Genomic DNA, 16864 nt, shown 5'->3' with positions numbered 1-16864 from the left:
AAATTCATATTTTGTTCAACCGTTGCATTTTACGGAAATAAAATTTTGCATATTTTTTCTAACAGGTGGTAAACGCATTAGGCCGAGTATATAAAAATCGCAGAAAAATTGAGGCTGATGGTTAAAAATAATTTTTGCGTTAGCCTTTTGAAAAGAGGTGAGGCAGATACGAGGCATGAACAAAAATTACCCACAGGCGTGCTTTTTGCACGTCGAGGATTAATTTTTGTGAAATAACGAAGTAGATGCCCGCATATTTTCAAAAGGAAAGGTTGAGCAGCCACAATCATTCTGCGGGGCTGTCAAGGGTAAGGCCTAATGCGTTTACCGCCGCCGTATTTTTTGTACGGCAGTTTTTAACAAAGAATCACCCGTTATCAAAAGCAGCGTTAAAATAATCAGTGCGAAAAGCGCGGCGCTGATAAAGAGCGGAAGTCCTTGTGCGATAATGCGGGGGTACGCCGCTAACGGATCGTAGAGCCGTGCACCGAAAAAATACAGCGGGGCGGCGGCAATCAGCGAAAAAAGCAGCATCTTAACGGTAAAACCTGTTGCCGATACAAGCAAGGTACGCACATCGATCGAATCGCTTTTGGTAAGAAAATACAGCAGAAGGCCGGTATTGACAGCACTCGCAACGGTCAGTGCCAACGCGATACCGCCGCCTTGCATAATACCCGCCAGAGCTGCCGCAAGCACAATATTGATTCCGAAACACGCAATACCTGCAATCGTGGGACGTTTGGTATCGCTTTGCGCATAAAAAGCCGAGGTTAAAATCCTGTTTAATGCAATAAAAAACAACCCTGCGATATGCCACTGAAAGGCCTGCAAAGTAAGCCGGACAGACTCGTCAGTGAAGCGGCGGCTCTTATACACCAAAATGATAATATGTTCGCCCGAACAGAGCAGGAAAATCGTTGCAGGAACGGTTACGAGCGCAATAATCTTTGCGGCATTCAAGAGCAGTTTTTGAAATACCTCCCATTGCTTATTAACCGCATGGGCGGACAGGTCGGGCAGGATAACCGTGCCGACAGAAACGGCGAAGATGCCGAGAATAAGTTCTTGTAAACGGATTGAATACTGCAAACTTGCCGCGACTCCGACTCCGGAGTATGTCGCAAGCGCCGTGGAAACGAGGTCGTTAATCTGATACACCGCCGTACCTATCAAGGTCGGCACAATCAGCCGTAGGATTTTCCGCGCTCCGGCGTTCCGGACACAGCGCCGGAACGATATCAGCTTAAACGAAAAGCCTGCGCGCAGTACAAAGGGGAGTTGAAACAGCATCTGGAAGGATCCGCCGATTACCACGCCGATTGCCATTGCAAGAGCCGGATTGCCGCAGGGCTTTGCGAGTACAAAGGTGCAGCCGATAACGGACAGGTTAAACAAAATCGGCGTAATCCCTGTCGGTAAAAAGCTGCGGACGCCGTTCAATATTCCTTGAAAGAATGCTGCCACGGAGATAAGTAGCAGGTACGGAAACATGATGCGCGTTAAGAGCACCGTTGCGGAAAAGTCGCCGATTTTCGGAAAGAACACCGCAACAATCAGACCGCTGCACAAAATCCCGATGATGACGGTGCCCGTTACGGCAAAAGACAGCATAGTGAATGTTGCGGAAAGGAACTCCTTCATCGTCGCCTTTGCATCCGGCGTATTGCGTTTTTCTTCCTCCAGATACGTTTGGAAAGTAGGTATAAACGCAACGGTCATGCTGTTTTCGGCAAAGATGCGCCTAAGCAGATTGGGAATCATAAACGCAACGGTAAAGGCGTCCGCAAGGGGGCCGGTGCCGAGGAAGGCTGATTTGGTCATTTCCCGTATCAGCCCCAAAATCCGCGAGATGAGGGTGAGTACGGACAGGCTAATACCGCTTTTGAGTAAAGAAGATTTCCGGTTCATAGATTATCGTTTTTGTGTTATGTACGCTTGGGAATGTCGAAAAAGCAACCGGCTTTTGAAGCATCCCCGCTTTGCGCTATCTGCGGAGCCGGACGCCTTCAATATCGGTGCTGAACAACTCGCGTAAATCGTTGAGCCCCAATGCCATCAGCGCCATACGGTCAATTCCGATACCCCATGCCAGAACGGGAACGTCGATGCCCATCGCCTTGGTAACTTCGGGGCGAAAGATGCCGGATCCGCCCAGTTCAAACCAGCCGAGTACCGGATGCTTGATATGCACCTCTATAGAAGGTTCCGTAAAGGGGAAGTACCCTCCGACATATTTCACTTCGGTGGCGCCGGCAATTTCGACGGCAAACATCTTGAGGATACCGAGCAGCGTTCGCAGGTTGACCTGTTCGCCGAGGACGATACCTTCCGTCTGGTAAAAGTCGGAAAGGTGCGTTGCGTCTACTTTATCGTAGCGGAAGCAGCGCGCAATACCGAAGTATTTACCCGGGATTTTTGCCTTTGCCAGCTGATGAGCGGACAATACCGTGCCTTGGCTGCGGAGCAAAAGCTGTCGAGTAAAATCGCGATCAAAGTGATAATTCCAGCCGCGGCTGCCGCTGTCCCCGCCCGTTTCATGAATTTCCGCAACGCGGGAAAGGAAGGGTTCCTCAATCGCTTTGGCGTGCGTGGGATTTTTTAGGTAATACACATCGTGAATGTCGCGGGCTGCGTGGAACTGCGGCATAAAGAGCGCATCAGAGTTCCAGAAATCCGTTTCGACCAGCGGCCCGTCAAATTCCTCGAAGCCGAGCGACGTGAGTTTATCTTTGACGCTCTCCAAAAAATCAACGTAGGGGTTTGTTCTGCCGGGGATAACGCGGGCTGGCGGCAGCTGGATATTGTAGCTGCGGAAGGTTTGCGTTTTCCATGCGCCTGTTTTAAGACTTTCGGATGTCAGTTGTCCCGTTTCATCGCCGGTAATGCCCGCCGCATTCAAGGCTTTCTGCACTGCGGCAACCATATCCGTAAAGGCGTAAACAATCTCGTCCCGTTCGATAATCTTGAATGCGGTATCCGCAGCGCCGCGCTTTTTCGCAATATCGGCAATGCAGGTCTTTTCGTCATCCGTTAAAGAGTCTTCAGGCAGACGGCACTCGGCAGCCTCCGCGGCACGTTTCAGCAGCGCTTTTTTCAGCAAGAAGTTTTTATCGTCAGGGTCTTTTATATATGCCGCTTTTTTTTCATCATTCATCGCGGCACAGCCCGCCTTGGAAAGTTCCCCGAAGGAAGAGCCGACATCCTTATTCTGTAAACCGAGTTTTTGCGCAATTTCGGGCAGCTTGAGTGGCCCTGCTTCCTTTAACAATAGGATAATCCGCTCGGTAGGCAATCCGTTTTGTGCATAATCCTTGCCAAGCTCCGTCAATTCATAGACAACGGTTGTCTTTCTCGTTTTTTCTTCTACCAATTCCTTGAGCTTGAGCCACGAAAAGGCCTGATTTGCATGACCTTCTTTATACTGCAAAACCTCTTGCAGTTTTTTCGCATATAATCCTTCGCCTATCTTAAAGTTCTTTAATACCTTGATCTCAAGCGGGTGCAGACTTTTTAATACCGATTGAATATCCATAACGGATTCCCCCTTTTTTTCATAAAACGGCTAAAATGATACCTCATTTAGCGATTTTAGTGAATAGGATGAGCGGGATTTGCTGGGAGGGGAGAAGCTCTCAGAGGTTTCTCAGCGATAAATTTTAATTTAAGAAATGATGAATTTTTGATGTAAATTATAGTGTTTTTTCCAGCCATTTTCCTCCAAAAGTCGCATAAGGACTGTAGGAGGTGTGAAAATGAGCAAATCCCATAACAGCTCAATGCATTTCACCGCTCGAAACGACTATGCATTCAAAAAGCTCTTTGGTACTGAAGAGAATAAGGATATCATGATCGAATTTCTCTCTTTGGTTACCCTGTTGAGCAAAGATGATTTTGACGATGTTCGTATCGAAAATAGCGAACAGATTCCCCGATTCTACAACGATAAAACCGGGCGGCTCGACATTAAAATCCGCTTACGCGACGGCCGTAAAATCGATGTAGAGATGCAGAATACCTATTTTGATTATTATCCTAAACGCAGTATCTTTTACTGTTCTAAACTGATCCATGAACATTTTATGAGCGGCTTCCAGTATGCGCAGTTGAAAAAGTGTATTGCAATCAATGTGCTGAATAGCCCGTTTAAGCTGAGCGAAAAGATATATTCAATCTATCAGATACGGGAAACGGAAGAACAAACACTCTTGGATGAGCTTTTGGAGATTCACTTTTTAGACTTAACAAAGCTGCAAAAAGAGAGTTTGACAAGCCTAGAAAAATGGCTTATGTTTATCAAAACAGACAGTAAGGAGGAGCGGTCTATGCTCGCACAAGGAAATCCGGTAATGGCGAAGGCAAATAAGGTGATGGACATCTTTTATCTGGATGAGCAAGAACGGAAGCGGTATGAGGCAGCATGGGAATATGAAAGCGACCGGCTCTCGATGATAAGCGAGTCTGAGCGTAAAGGCCTTGAGCGCGGCTCCCGCCAAAAAGCGCTTGAAACAGCAAAAAACATGCTTACAATGGGCTATCCCCTCGGCGATATTTGTAAAATTGTAGGACTCCCTCAAGCAGAAGTGGAAGCACTTAAATAAATTTTAATTTAAGAAATGATGAATTTTTCCAGCCATTTTCTTCCAAAAGTCACATAAGGACTGTAGGAGGTGTGAAAATGAGCAAATCCCATGGCAGCTCGATGCTGTCCATCGAAGCTCTTTTTCATCGGCACCTCCTCATTTCGCCTTACAGCTTTTCTACTTCCGCTTGGGATAGGCCGGTTGCTTGTGCGATCTTCTCAATCGATAGTCCTAAACCGAGTAAATTCTTTGCCGTTTCAAGCGCTTTTTGATATGCACCTTGGGCTATGCCTTCGCTTCTACCTTGGGCTATACCGGCTTGCATTCCTTGGGCTATACCGGCTCTGCGTGCGTCCATTTCAAATGATTTTAATAACATATACTCCCTCCGTTTCTCTTCGTCTTCTTTGGTTTCATTTACTTTCTCCTCCAGCTTTCTAGTGAATACCGTATTCGGACTTTGTCCGTTCATGTAAGATAAAAAGGCTTTTAGGTTTTCTTCCGCCTGTTCCGAAGCAGTACTGTTGATGATTATTTTTGTAGTTCCATCAGTAAATTCCTGTTCCGCTTCGCTACAGTAAGGTTTTATCGTGTAAACGGGTAAGCCTTTTTCCAAGTAATCAAAGGTACATAAAAAGATGATAAAAGTGTCAGGCAAATCATTGTAGTCACCGCCCTTGTTAATTGCGCTGTTGTCTATCGCACATTGGTAATAGCGCATTCTCTCTGGTAAGTTTCGTTCGTTCGTGGTTTGCATTTCTATATCATAGAGTTTTCCTGTCTCATCTTCTATCATTATATCAAGCCTCACGCCCTTGGAAGCTATTTGATTTTCGATAGGTTTTTGTCTAAAAAGCCGTACAATTTTACCGACCTTGTTTCTAAGAATCATTGACAATAGTTCTTTGCACAGTTCTTCATCCTGCATGACTGTACAGAACATATAATCATCCGCCATGGATGGCGGTGGTTAAAACCCTGTCGAGTTTTTTGCGTAGCAAAAACACTCGAGATAAAAAATGTACACGGACGTACATTTTTTATCGGTCGTCAAAGCTCTTTTTCATCGGTACCTCCTTGCTTTTATCTTTCGGTATGCGATGTTTACCACCGGTGAAACTCGAACACGGGTATCCGAGTTTTATACAGTATACCGCACTCACCGCATTTTTGTAAGCCGATAGGTTTTCAGTTTTTGGACGGCCCCATCGCTTCTGCTTGAAACCCCCGCCATCCATGGTGGAGCAAAGAAAAAAGTCTCTACCGGTAAAGAACAAAAACTGATAGACTGACTACGATTTATACGAACTAACTCTTTTGAAAAGAGGTGGAGCAGATACGAGGCGTGAACAAAAATTACCCGCAAGCACGGTAAAAAATGTACATCCCTGCACATTTTTTACCTACGTGTTTGCAAGACAAACACGTAGCAGACTAAAACCAGCGGCATCCGTGCCGCTTCTGATACGTTGAGGACTAATTTTTGTGAAATAACGAAGTAGGTGCCCACATATTTTCAAAAGATAGGAGGTAAGGTAAGTGCTCGCACAAGGAAATCCGGTAATGGCGAAGGCAAATAAGGTGATGGACATCTTTTATCTGGATGAGCAAGAACGGAAGCGGTATGAGGCAGCGTGGGAATATGAAAGCGACCGGCTCTCGATGATAAACGAGTCTGAACGGAAAGGCCTTGAACGCGGGAGAGCTGAAGGCAAATCGCTCGGTCTTGCCGAAGGTGAAGCAAGAGGCCTTGAGCGCGGCTCCCGCCAAAAAGCGCTCGAAACGGCAAAAACCATGCTTACAATGGGTTATCCCCTCGGCGATATTTGTAAAATTGTAGGACTCCCTCAAGCAGAAGTGGAAGCGCTTAAATAATTACGCATTATTTGTTATATCCCCTGCGATTTTACAAAAACAGGGTTGATTATTGCTTCTATATTATATGGAAGAGAGGTTGTCCGTAACAAAAAAAAGCAAAAAAGTTACAAAATAAGTGATTGACAAATAAAAAAAATCAGCTAGCATATTTTTAATTAAGTTTGGCCGCACAAAAGCGTGTTACGCTTTGGCCAAGAAAGTATTAAAGGAGGTATTTTTCATTATGAAAAAATATCTACTCGTAAGCTTGACTATTCTTTTTGCTGCTACTTTTGTGTGGGCGCAAAATGCTGCAACTGCAGAACCGAGCGTCGATATCGAAGCCGACGCAACCTTGAGCTGGGGTATTGACCTCGGTCCGGGCGGTGTAAAACACGGATTTAAAAACGAAGCTTCTTGGAGCGTAAAATTCCCGCTTCTCAAGAAGGCTGATAAAACATCCACAAAGAACGACGTCCCCGTATATGGAGAAGTTAGTTTAACAGATGTGGAGCTGAATATCCTCAGCGAAAAAGACAGTGGTGGACACTTTGCGCTGGACGGGAAAGTAGATGGTCTTGAAGCTACATTATTTATCTATGGCGCTTATTTGACCGTATTTGATACGCCCAGTTTTAAAGCCAATTATGCCGAAATATGGTTGCCGGTCGATAAAAATAAGAAATATCGTAAAGATGACTATAAATTTAAACCCGGATTTAGCGGTTATGGTACCAAGATCGGCTATGCAAACAAGGACTTTATGGATTTGGATGTTGGCTTAAAACTTGGTTCCAGCAGCAATTGGAAACCTGCTTCTAAGTCTCAAGCTCAAACCATGAAGTATTTTGATGGTAATACCATGTTAGATGAAGGTGAGTTCATATATAGCGAAGAGCTTGGCGGTTGGGTAGAAGGCGGTTCTCTGCACGGTACTCCTCCCGCACCGCTCTGGTTCCCTGAACCCGGCTATTACCCCTTCGTGACAAAGGCCGATGGAGATTCTAAAACAGATTTCTACTATGGTCTCGGTTTTGATCTTTCTATGAAGCCGCTTGATAAGATGCTTGCTTTTGCTCTTACCGTTAACACAACACTTAGCAACCAGTATGATACTAATCATAACCTCAGCATTGGTGCTGAAGTAACTTCTGAGCCGATGGATGGCTTAAAGTTAAGAGCTGCTTTTGATGGTGGACTTAAATATACATCTCGTGTATTTAATTGGGACACTGTATTTACTGCTGAGTATAAATGGATAGGTGCCGGTGTGTATGTCGGTTCAGCTGGTACACCTATTGGAAATGGTCGTACTGATATGGCTGTGTTTGCACAGTTTGTAACAAAGGGTGATAAGAAAGATGCAACCAATCTGGTTGAAGGTTTGGATGCAGGTGTCTATGTCGGTATGTATCAACTGCTTGGTGCTTCGAAATTCCCGCTCTTTGCAAAGGTTTGGGGTGCATACAAGATTAATATCAACGATTCTATGTGGTTAAAACCCTTTGCTGATGTCTGGCTTGAAACCAACCATGGATCTTCTGCAGTTGGTCTTGCCTATGACCTCGGTGTAAAATTCAGCCCGGTTGAAAAGGTTGAAGTACAAGCCAAGTGGAATCATGGTTCAATTACCAAGAATAAATACCTTGGTGTTATTAATAAGTCTGTTATCGATGGGCAACACTACGGTGCATTTGTTCTTTCTCTCAAAGTTGCTTACTAAGCCGTATTCGGCCTAGCAGCTACGCTTAAAAGCCTGTTCCGCACTGCGCGGGGCAGGCTTTTTTTGTTGGTAATGCGGTTGGTGGAAAGTTGAGGATAGGCTGAATCGGAAAACCCTGTTATACTATCGATATGAACATTCCGCGCAAACTACCGATCGGTGTACAGAGTTTTAAAGATTTACGGGAAAAAGGTTTTCTATATGTGGATAAAACCGAATATCTTTTTCAATTAATCAGTAACAGTAAGGTTTATTTTCTCAGCCGTCCGCGGCGGTTCGGCAAAAGCCTTTTTCTTTCAACCTTGGCTGCATATTTCCGCGGGCAAAAAGAGCTGTTTAAAGACCTCTATATCGAAAAAGCTGAAGAAGCGCAAGCGGGACAAGAAGCCAGAGCTGCGTGGCAAGAATATCCGGTGCTGTATTTTGACTTTAACATTGGGCAGTATCTGGAAAACGGAGTTTTGAACGAGCGGCTCGATTCTTTATTAAAAGAACCGGAAAGTCTATACGGTATACAAGTAACAAAAGAAGAAAAGTCTTTTTTTGCCTCACGTTTTGAACGGCTCATAAAGGCTGTATATCAAAAAACCGGCAAACAAGCTGTTATTCTCGTAGACGAATACGATAAGCCTTTGCTGCAAACGATGGGGGAAAATGCAGAACTCAATGAACAGTACCGTAATACGCTCAAAGCTTTTTACTCTGTGATTAAAACCTGTGATGAATATATCCGGTTTGCGTTTTTGACGGGGGTAACAAAGTTCAGTAAAATCAGTATTTTCAGCGATCTGAATAATCTAAACGATATAAGTCTACTACCCAAATATGCCGGTATCTGCGGTATCAGCCAAAGTGAATTGGAAAATACCTTTGCTCCGGAAATTGAAGCGCTTGCACAGGCAAATGAGCTTACCTACGATGAAACACTTAAACAGCTAAAGCAAAATTATGACGGTTACTGTTTTGCTCAAGCAGCTGAAAATATGTATAATCCGTTTAGCCTGTTACGGGTATTTGACGGGCAGATTTTTCAAAGTTACTGGTTTGCAACCGGGACGCCGACTTTTTTAGTTAATTACCTTAAAGACGCACACTATTATATTCCCGATCTGGACGGAAAGGTAGAACTTGATGAAGAAGGTTTACAAACATACCGAGCCGTTGCAAAGGAACCGTTTCCGATTCTTTTTCAATCAGGGTATTTGACGATAAAAGAGTATATAAAGGAAGCGCGGTTGTACCGGCTTGGCTTTCCAAATGATGAGGTACGGTACGGCTTTTTAAAGAATTTACTGCCTGCATATTCATCGGTACAACCTGCTGAAACAGGAAAGTCGATATGGCGATTTGTGGAAGATATCCGCAAGGGTGATGTAAACGGCTTTATGGAACGGATACAGTCGATCATCGCCGGTATTCCGTACGATAACTTCACCGAGAAAAATTTGAAGCTGCGAGAACAAAATTACCAGACCGCAGTGTATCTCGTCTTCACGCTGATGGGACAGTTCGTACAAACGGAAGTGCATTGCTCAACTGGGCGCAGTGATTGCGTCATACAAACCGTCGATAGCATCTATATCTTCGAGTTTAAGCTTTTTAGCAACGGTAGTGCGGAAGATGCAATTAATCAGATAAAGGAGAACCGCTATGCCACGCAGTACAAGGCAGACGGAAAGAAGATTGTATTGATCGGCAGCTCTTTTGATGAACAAGCGCGGACAATTAAAGACTGGAAGACAGAGCAACTATAGGGAATCTCAAAAACTCTCTGATTCGTGTGTTTTGTGGTAAAAGTTGCATTTATTTATAAAAAAGAGTATCATCCCGTTATGAATAAAGCTTTACAGACGTTAATAGACCGCGGATTTTTTCAGCAATGTACTAATGTGGAAGCACTGTCCGCGTTAATGGATACAGGTCCGGTTACGTTTTACATCGGTACCGATCCTACCGGCGGCAGTTTGCACATCGGGCACCTTGTGCCGCAGTTTGCACTCCGGCATTTACGCGATGCGGGGCATATCGGTATTGCGCTGCTTGGCGGAGGTACGGGGCGCATCGGCGACCCTTCCGGCAAGACCGAGATGCGCAAGATGCTGGATTATCAACAGCTTGATGAAAATGTTGAAAAGATAAAAGCGCAGCTCGACCGGTTTATCGGTTTTGACGGAAAAACCTCCTTTCCAGAAAACAATAAAAATTGGCTGGCGGATCTGAATTATATCGATTTTCTTCGGGACATCGGCTCCTGTTTTTCGGTTAATAAGATGCTTTCGTTTGAGGCATACAAAATCCGTATGGAAACGGGGCTATCCTTCCTCGAATTTAACTATCAGTTGCTGCAAAGTTACGACTTTTTAATGCTTCACCAAAAACATCACTGCTGCCTGCAAATAGGCGGAGACGACCAGTGGGGCAATATCGTCGCAGGGGTTGACCTCGTTCGGCGCAAGACCGGTGATGAAGTATTCGGGCTTACCTTCCCGCTCATTACCCGCAGCGACGGTAAAAAAATGGGAAAGAGCGAAAAAGGCGCACTCTTCTTAAACAAAGAGATGACCCCCGTATTCGACTTTTTCCAGTATTGGCGGAATGTTGATGACGCCGATGTGCGCCGCTTTATGCTGCTGTTTACCTTTTTGCCGATCGAAGAGATTGACCGTATCTGTGCAGGCAATATTAATGAGGCAAAAGAGCGGCTTGCATGGGAAGTTACCAAAGAAATACACGGTAAGGATGAAGCAGATACAGCGCTTGCCGGTGCTAAAGCCGCATTCGGCGGCGGCGGCGATAAAAGCGCTATGCCGACCGTAGAAATGAACCGTAGTGTTTTTGAGCAGGGGATTTCGATTGTCGATCTATTTGTACAAAGCGGTTTATGCGCCACTAAAAGTGATGCCCGCCGTTTAATAGAGCAGGGAGGGGCACTTGTTGCAGGCGAATCGGTTACCGATTTTAAAGCGGTCATTACCGCCGCCGCCTTGGACGAAACAGGAGAACTTATTCTCCGTGCCGGTAAAAAGCGGTTTAGCCGTATCGTTACCCGCTAAGTCCGGCTCTATGCAAAGGGCAGTTCTAAAAGTTTGCAGCTTTTAAGACTGCCCTTTGTTGTTTTATTTTTTGAGTGAAAAGTAATAGCGTGCCCACGCCTTATCGTCGATTAAGATATGATTAAACAGCCAGTCGCGCAAAAAGCGGACAAATGAGTTGGGAACGAATTGTTTGCCGTTTTTATAGGCATTAACTGATTTTAAAATTTCTTTAACAAACAGTTCATGTTTTTGTTTGTGTTCTTTTAACGCCGGATAGTTCATTTCTTCCATGATAACTTCTTCATCTTTAAAGTGAATCATTACATAGTCTACCAATTCTTTCATTACATCTCTAAAGGTCTCTTCAAGTTCTGCTTTTTCACCAAGACAAGCATTGTATAAGTTATTGATCAAATCAACGAGGTGGCGGTGCTGTTTATCGACACTCGGTACCCCCACATCATAGCTGACATCCCACGAAACAAATTTTTCCATCATTGACTCCTCGTATTCGCAACTATTACACATTTTACAGGTGATGTAAAGCCCGTATCAATATGGCTGCTTTTTATCTATATCAGCTTCGCGATCTTGCTGTAGAGGCTATTAACCGCAGTAGTTTGCGCTTCATCCAGTCCTGCCCCTGCACTGTCGATAAGCTGCTGCAAGGAAGCAAGGTTCTCATGCAGGGCGGTGTGGAACCCGCGCGAAGTTTTAAGCCAGAAAGTACCGTTGCCGTCGTTGAACAGGGTGATAAAGCCGAGCTGTTTGCTCTTCTGCTTTGCCGTTACCGTCCGGAAGATGAGCGGCAGCTGCTCCAGCAGGGTTGTAGTGTCATCCGGCAGCGTGAAATTCTTGGTGCGCGGGAATGGTGTATCGGATTCGAGCGGCTGCAGCGGAAAAGCTTCGGCGATGCTTAACACCAAGCCGAGTTTCTCTCCGGCAAGCAGTTCATAGCTGCCGAAGGTAATCTTTGCGCGCAGGTTTTTCAGCTGTTCAAGCTGGCCGTCATAGACGATACCACTGGCCTCTGCCCGCAGCTGCTCCACCGTATGGCTGAACTGTTCCCACGGCAGCAAGAGCTGCTTTTTCCCTTTCATCTTTTGTATAATGTACGGGGTGCCGCAGATGGATACCGTCTGCGCCTGTTTTTCAGCTGCGGTACCGGTGCTGCCGGAGCCTTTTCTGTCTGCGGTTTCCGATGCCGCTGCGGAACCGTGTGGTGCAGCCCTTCCTGCGCTGCCGGAGAGCTTTCCGGACGCACCGGCTCCCTGCGCGTTTTTACCTCCGGCTCTTCCGGTTCCGACGGCAGACCGATCAGCCCTGCCTTCAGCAGTGCCGGCCTTTGCCCGCGCTTCCTGCGCCGCTTTTTTGTCAAGGAGCGCAGGGGCGACCAGCGCTACAATGTCTTTGGAAAGGGGCGAGACTGACATGGCATACATCCGCGACGTATGCACAATCTCTCCTGCGACGATAAAGGCTTGATGCTCCTTATACATACAGGAACCCGGATGGATGGAAATCTTTTCGGTTGTCAGGCTGCGGTACACATCCCGCCCCTGCGCAGCGCACACAAACTGGATCATACCGCGGGCAACTGCCGTCAAATAATCCGCCGGTTTTCCGCCGGAGAGAATCGGCACGCCCATATCGGAGACAATCAGCTCCAGCTGCTCTTTGATGTTGGCAATTTCCGCCATAATCCGCTCGTCGAGGTAAAAGCGGTCGCAAAACTTCTTTTGGTTTTCCGCCTGCATGTACTGCCGGTACACTTTAAGGAAGGACACAAAGTCTCCGAGCGGATCGCGGAATGCTGCGTGGGCTTTTCTCGCTTCAAGCTCCTGCCCGTCGGGGAAGAGGAAGGGGCTGCGTGCCGATAAAAAGCCCGCGGCAATCAATACATCCTCAATCGATTCGGGATAATAGAGCACTGCCTCTACAATCATACGGGATTGGCGCGGGCTGAGCGGGAAAAGGCACATCATCTGCCCGATTTTACTCAGGCTGTTATCGCTCTCCAACGCGCCGAGCATATTGAGCGTATCCACCGCACCGATAATACCCTTCTTGCCGGGCGGGGAGATAAAATCGAAGTTCGCAAAGTCGTAGATACCGAGCTCCGCCATCCGCATTACCACCTCCGAGAGGTCGGTGCGGTAGATTTCTTCCGTGGTGTACATAACGCGGGTTTCAAAATCCTTGCGGGTGTAGAGGCGGTAGCATACCCCCTCCTGTGTCCGTCCGGCGCGTCCCCGCCGTTGATTACACGATGCCTTCGACACCGGCGCTTCATCCAAGCTGGATGTGTAGGTAAAGGGATTGTAAAAATTCAGCTTTGACAAGCCTGAGTCGATAACGGCAGCAATATCGTTGATGGTGATGGAGGTTTCGGCAATATTTGTTGCGATAACAATCTTCTTTTTCCCGAACGGCGGGGACTTAAACACCCGCTCCTGCTCTTCCTTGCTCAAGCGCCCGTACAGCGGCAGCGGATAGAGCTTGCGGAACCACGGCTCATGCGAGAGCCGCTCGATGCAGTTCTTAATCGCCCGTTCACCGGGGAGAAACACGAGAATGGCGCCGGGGCGGCCTTCGCTTAAAATTCGCCCGACAATCATCGCGATTTTATCGAGCAGCGCGGTTTCGGCAGCAAGCGTCTCTGTAGAGGCTGTCAGCGCGGGCGGATCAAAGATGAGGGTAACCGGATAGGTCATCGCATCGATTTTAATCACCGGACACTCGTTAAAATACATCGAAAACATATCGGTGTTTATCGTCGCCGACGAGATAATCACCTTAAAATCATGCCGCTCCTGCAAAATCCGCTTGAGCAGCCCGAGGATAAAATCGATATTCAAACTGCGCTCATGCGCCTCATCTACCATAATAACGGAATACTTGCTGAGCCATGGGTCAAGTTTAAGCTCCTGCAAGAGAATCCCGTCGGTCATAATTTTTATCTTGGTTTCCGGCGAGGTATGATCTTCAAACCGCATCTTGTAGCCGACTAAATCGCCGAGCGGAACTTTTAGTTGGTTTGCGATAAACTCGCTGACGGAAAGAGCGGCAATCCGCCGCGGCTGGGTAACGCCGATCATACCGGTTTGCGTATATCCCGCCTCATGTAAAATTACCGGCAGCTGGGTTGTTTTTCCCGATCCGGTAGGGCTTTCAACAACAATAACTTGATGGCGTTCCAAACTCTCTAAAATCCGTGCCTTTTGTTCATAAACAGGCAGCTGTGTATATTTCATAATCGGAAAAAGTATAGCGAAGTAAGCATTTGTATGCAATGTTATACGCAGATCGGCTTGCGTTCAATCTGTACGCCGAGTGCTTTAAACCGGTCGACGAGGTGTTCGTAGCCGCGTTCGATTTGGTATACATTACGGATGAGGCTTTCACCGCGGGCGCAGCAGGCTGCAATAACAAGCGCCATCCCCGCGCGCACATCGGGCGAAACCAATTCGGAACCGTGCAGGGTGCTGGGGCCGGTAACCACGGCACGGTGCGGGTCGCAAAGCGTAATACGCGCCCCCATACCGATCAGTTTATCGACAAAGAACATTCGGGATTCAAACATTTTTTCGTGGATAAGCACCGTGCCTTCCACCTGTGTCGCAATAACCGCCATAATGCTGGTAAGGTCTGCGGGGAATCCCGGCCACGGCGCATCATCGATTTTAGGGATCATGCCGCCAAGGTCGCAGTTTACTTTTAAACTCTGCTGTGCAGGTACGGTAAGGCTTGTCCCATCGATTTCCCAACGGATACCCAGCTTGTTAAACGCAAGTTTTATCGGACGCATATCGGGCGGGTTGATATCGGTAATGGTAAGCGAGCCGCGGGTAACTGCCGCAAGCCCGATAAACGAACCGACTTCCATGTAATCCGCACCGATACGGTACTCCGCGCCGTGCAGCTGGGGTACTCCGTGAATAGTCAGAATATTAGAGCCGATACCGCTTATCTTTGCCCCCATTGCATTTAACAGCTTGCAGAGGTCTTGAATGTGCGGTTCGCTTGCCGCATTGGTGATAACGGTTTCGCCCTCGGCGGTTACCGCGGCCATCACTGCATTCTCGGTAGCGGTTACGGATGCTTCATCCAAAAAAATATCCTGCCCGATGAGCTTATTTGCCGTAAATAAAAAATGACCGTTTATTTTTACCTGCGCACCGAGTTCTGTCAGTGCCAAAAAATGGGTATCTAACCGCCGCCGTCCGATAACGTCGCCGCCGGGAGGAGTCATCATAACTTTTCCGTGGCGTGCAAGCAGCGGACCTGCAAATAAAATAGAAGCCCGTATCTTTTGAGCCAGCGGCGCCGGTACTTCATAACCGGTTACGGTTTTTAATTGCAGCGTATATTCATTTGGTGCAACTTTAACAATTGTTCCGCCGAAGGATTCAAAGATTTTAAACATTACGAAAACATCTTCGATTTCGGGAAGATTCTTTAAGGTAACGGGCTGGTCGGTAAGGACGGCGGCGGCGATACAGGGCAATGCAGCATTTTTATTTCCGCTTGCCTTGATGGTACCCTTTACGGGGAAACCGCCTTCAATATGATATTCATACATGAGCTGCTCCAAACATGATAGGACGCATCGTGTCTATCCTAAAAAAAATCGCTTTTAGGATAACTTTACGTCCTTGATAAATTCCCTGCGCTCATCGCCTAACGGTAAACTACTTAAAAGGGGCAACACTATCTTAAAGATAGTCTGCATCTTCAGCATTTTTTTCCTACAGAGGGAGTGCGGCAGAGTCAATCAAATGCTGTATTTTTTCTTTTAATGCAAGACGAATAGGCAACACAGGGTAATCCGGCTTATCGATAAGCTGTACGAAGAGTTGTTTTTGACCGATAGGATTAACTTCGATTAAAAAGTCTATTTTTCCTTTTTGTTCTCTTTCCAGAATATTGTAAACGGCGGTAGCCTCAAATTCTTCTCGATAATAAATGAGAGAATTCTTTTTTTCAATATCGATAATATCCTCTACAAGCACTGCTTCCGTCTCCGTCTAATGTATAGCCGATGATACCCCATTTATCAAAGTTTTGACAAGGGGAGCCAATTCATATTCGGCTAAATCACCGACTTGAATAATATCTTTTTCTTCGATACTCGAAACAATATCACGCAATAATGCTGTTATTTCTTTCTGATACTCATGAACTGATTTTCCTTCAATTTGTATATCGATGGGGAGTTCCGTTATATCGGATAAGAGTAATGACCGGTACAGTTCATTCAGTTTTTCCGAAAATACTCCAAACAATTCGAGTGCCTGCATATCTTTTCCGGTTTGCATATATACCGGAACCTGCTCAAAGTCTTCCGCATAATCGGATAGTTCTTGCGTTAAACCCTTCATATAATTGCGGATTTCCGCTCCGGAGAATGTTGAAAGTTCAAGAGTAATATCAGTATCAACAGACTGTTTAAAAAGTTGGTCGAGTTCTTGGGAAGACAGGACTTTACCGTCAACCGCTACTTGCACGATTGTTTCGTGTTCGCGGCAGCATGCTTCTTCAATACTGCCCAATACCTCGCCGAGGGTCTTTTCATTTTCCAGTGTGTATGAAAGTTCTTCGCCGTTAATTTTTATTACCATTTATAGTCATACTCCTCAAGTTATTATCTTTTCCGGCGGCTATGC

13 protein-coding genes are annotated in these 16864 nt (G+C 46.3%); 5 read left to right on the top strand and 8 right to left on the bottom strand.

Annotated features, from left to right (window positions below; all coding sequences use genetic code 11):
- Nucleotides 1-324: 324 nt before the first annotated feature.
- Together murJ and QI63_RS03490 are read right to left on the bottom strand one after the other, a co-directional pair.
- The gene (gene murJ / locus QI63_RS03495) at nt 325-1911 is read right to left on the bottom strand and encodes a murein biosynthesis integral membrane protein MurJ (RefSeq protein ID WP_044013934.1); all 1587 of its coding nucleotides are present in this window, start codon (nt 1909-1911) and stop codon (nt 325-327) included.
- Between the two features lie 76 nt (nt 1912-1987).
- Nucleotides 1988-3535: a phenylalanine--tRNA ligase subunit alpha gene (locus QI63_RS03490; RefSeq protein WP_044013932.1), complete on the bottom strand. Its 1548-nt coding sequence runs from the start codon at nt 3533-3535 to the stop codon at nt 1988-1990.
- Between the two features lie 220 nt (nt 3536-3755).
- On the opposite strand from QI63_RS03490, the gene QI63_RS03485 reads away from it, so the two are divergent.
- On the top strand, nt 3756-4601 hold the full coding sequence (locus tag QI63_RS03485) for an Rpn family recombination-promoting nuclease/putative transposase (protein WP_044013930.1): 846 nt from the start codon (nt 3756-3758) through the stop codon (nt 4599-4601).
- 148 nt (nt 4602-4749) lie between these two features.
- Here the strand turns inward: QI63_RS03485 and QI63_RS03480 are convergent, their stop codons facing one another.
- On the bottom strand, nt 4750-5526 hold the full coding sequence (locus QI63_RS03480; RefSeq protein ID WP_235619765.1) for an Rpn family recombination-promoting nuclease/putative transposase: 777 nt from the start codon (nt 5524-5526) through the stop codon (nt 4750-4752).
- Nucleotides 5527-6122: 596 nt separating this feature from the next.
- On the opposite strand from QI63_RS03480, the gene QI63_RS03470 reads away from it, so the two are divergent.
- The 4 genes from QI63_RS03470 to tyrS all read left to right on the top strand — a co-directional run bounded on the left by QI63_RS03470 (nt 6123) and on the right by tyrS (nt 11216).
- Nucleotides 6123-6458 carry a hypothetical protein gene (locus QI63_RS03470; protein ID WP_052185467.1) on the top strand — a complete coding sequence of 112 codons (336 nt, stop codon included), beginning with the start codon at nt 6123-6125 and terminating at the stop codon, nt 6456-6458.
- Between the two features lie 226 nt (nt 6459-6684).
- Nucleotides 6685-8163, top strand: coding sequence for a major outer sheath protein Msp (locus tag QI63_RS03465; RefSeq protein ID WP_044013922.1), 1479 nt, complete (start codon nt 6685-6687; stop codon nt 8161-8163).
- Nucleotides 8164-8294: 131 nt separating this feature from the next.
- The gene (locus QI63_RS03460) at nt 8295-9917 is read left to right on the top strand and encodes an ATP-binding protein (RefSeq protein ID WP_081984388.1); all 1623 of its coding nucleotides are present in this window, start codon (nt 8295-8297) and stop codon (nt 9915-9917) included.
- A gap of 78 nt (nt 9918-9995) precedes the next feature.
- Nucleotides 9996-11216: a tyrosine--tRNA ligase gene (gene tyrS / locus QI63_RS03455; RefSeq protein WP_044016993.1), complete on the top strand. Its 1221-nt coding sequence runs from the start codon at nt 9996-9998 to the stop codon at nt 11214-11216.
- A gap of 63 nt (nt 11217-11279) precedes the next feature.
- Here tyrS and QI63_RS03450 read toward each other — a convergent pair whose 3' ends face one another.
- The 5 genes from QI63_RS03450 to QI63_RS03430 form a co-directional block, all read right to left on the bottom strand.
- Nucleotides 11280-11693, bottom strand: a complete 414-nt coding sequence (locus tag QI63_RS03450) for a bacteriohemerythrin (RefSeq protein ID WP_044013918.1) — start codon at nt 11691-11693, stop codon at nt 11280-11282.
- A gap of 77 nt (nt 11694-11770) precedes the next feature.
- Nucleotides 11771-14452 (bottom strand): helicase-related protein, encoded by a 2682-nt coding sequence (locus QI63_RS03445; RefSeq protein ID WP_044016991.1) that lies wholly within the window; start codon nt 14450-14452, stop codon nt 11771-11773.
- Between the two features lie 41 nt (nt 14453-14493).
- On the bottom strand, nt 14494-15780 hold the full coding sequence (gene murA, locus QI63_RS03440; protein WP_044013916.1) for a UDP-N-acetylglucosamine 1-carboxyvinyltransferase: 1287 nt from the start codon (nt 15778-15780) through the stop codon (nt 14494-14496).
- 166 nt (nt 15781-15946) lie between these two features.
- Complete coding sequence (locus tag QI63_RS03435) at nt 15947-16210, bottom strand: hypothetical protein (protein WP_044013914.1); 264 nt, start codon at nt 16208-16210, stop codon at nt 15947-15949.
- A 15-nt stretch (nt 16211-16225) separates the two neighbouring features.
- Nucleotides 16226-16819, bottom strand: coding sequence for a hypothetical protein (locus tag QI63_RS03430; protein WP_044013912.1), 594 nt, complete (start codon nt 16817-16819; stop codon nt 16226-16228).
- Nucleotides 16820-16864: the final 45 nt, after the last annotated feature.

The sequence above is a fragment of the Treponema sp. OMZ 838 genome (assembly GCF_000775995.1).
Lineage (GTDB): Bacteria > Spirochaetota > Spirochaetia > Treponematales > Treponemataceae > Treponema.
Note: the sequence above shows the minus strand (reverse complement) of the source record. Positions and strands in the feature narration are given on the sequence as shown.

Coding starts and splice junctions, on each gene's coding strand:
- QI63_RS03450 (WP_044013918.1), bottom strand. CDS start 11,693: ATGGAAAAATTTGTTTCGTGGGATGTCAGCTATGATGTGGGGGTACCG.
- QI63_RS03465 (WP_044013922.1), top strand. CDS start 6,685: ATGAAAAAATATCTACTCGTAAGCTTGACTATTCTTTTTGCTGCTACT.
- murA (WP_044013916.1), bottom strand. CDS start 15,780: ATGTATGAATATCATATTGAAGGCGGTTTCCCCGTAAAGGGTACCATC.
- QI63_RS03485 (WP_044013930.1), top strand. CDS start 3,756: ATGAGCAAATCCCATAACAGCTCAATGCATTTCACCGCTCGAAACGAC.
- tyrS (WP_044016993.1), top strand. CDS start 9,996: ATGAATAAAGCTTTACAGACGTTAATAGACCGCGGATTTTTTCAGCAA.
- QI63_RS03430 (WP_044013912.1), bottom strand. CDS start 16,819: ATGGTAATAAAAATTAACGGCGAAGAACTTTCATACACACTGGAAAAT.
- murJ (WP_044013934.1), bottom strand. CDS start 1,911: ATGAACCGGAAATCTTCTTTACTCAAAAGCGGTATTAGCCTGTCCGTA.
- QI63_RS03445 (WP_044016991.1), bottom strand. CDS start 14,452: ATGAAATATACACAGCTGCCTGTTTATGAACAAAAGGCACGGATTTTA.
- QI63_RS03490 (WP_044013932.1), bottom strand. CDS start 3,535: ATGGATATTCAATCGGTATTAAAAAGTCTGCACCCGCTTGAGATCAAG.
- QI63_RS03480 (WP_235619765.1), bottom strand. CDS start 5,526: ATGTTCTGTACAGTCATGCAGGATGAAGAACTGTGCAAAGAACTATTG.
- QI63_RS03460 (WP_081984388.1), top strand. CDS start 8,295: ATGAACATTCCGCGCAAACTACCGATCGGTGTACAGAGTTTTAAAGAT.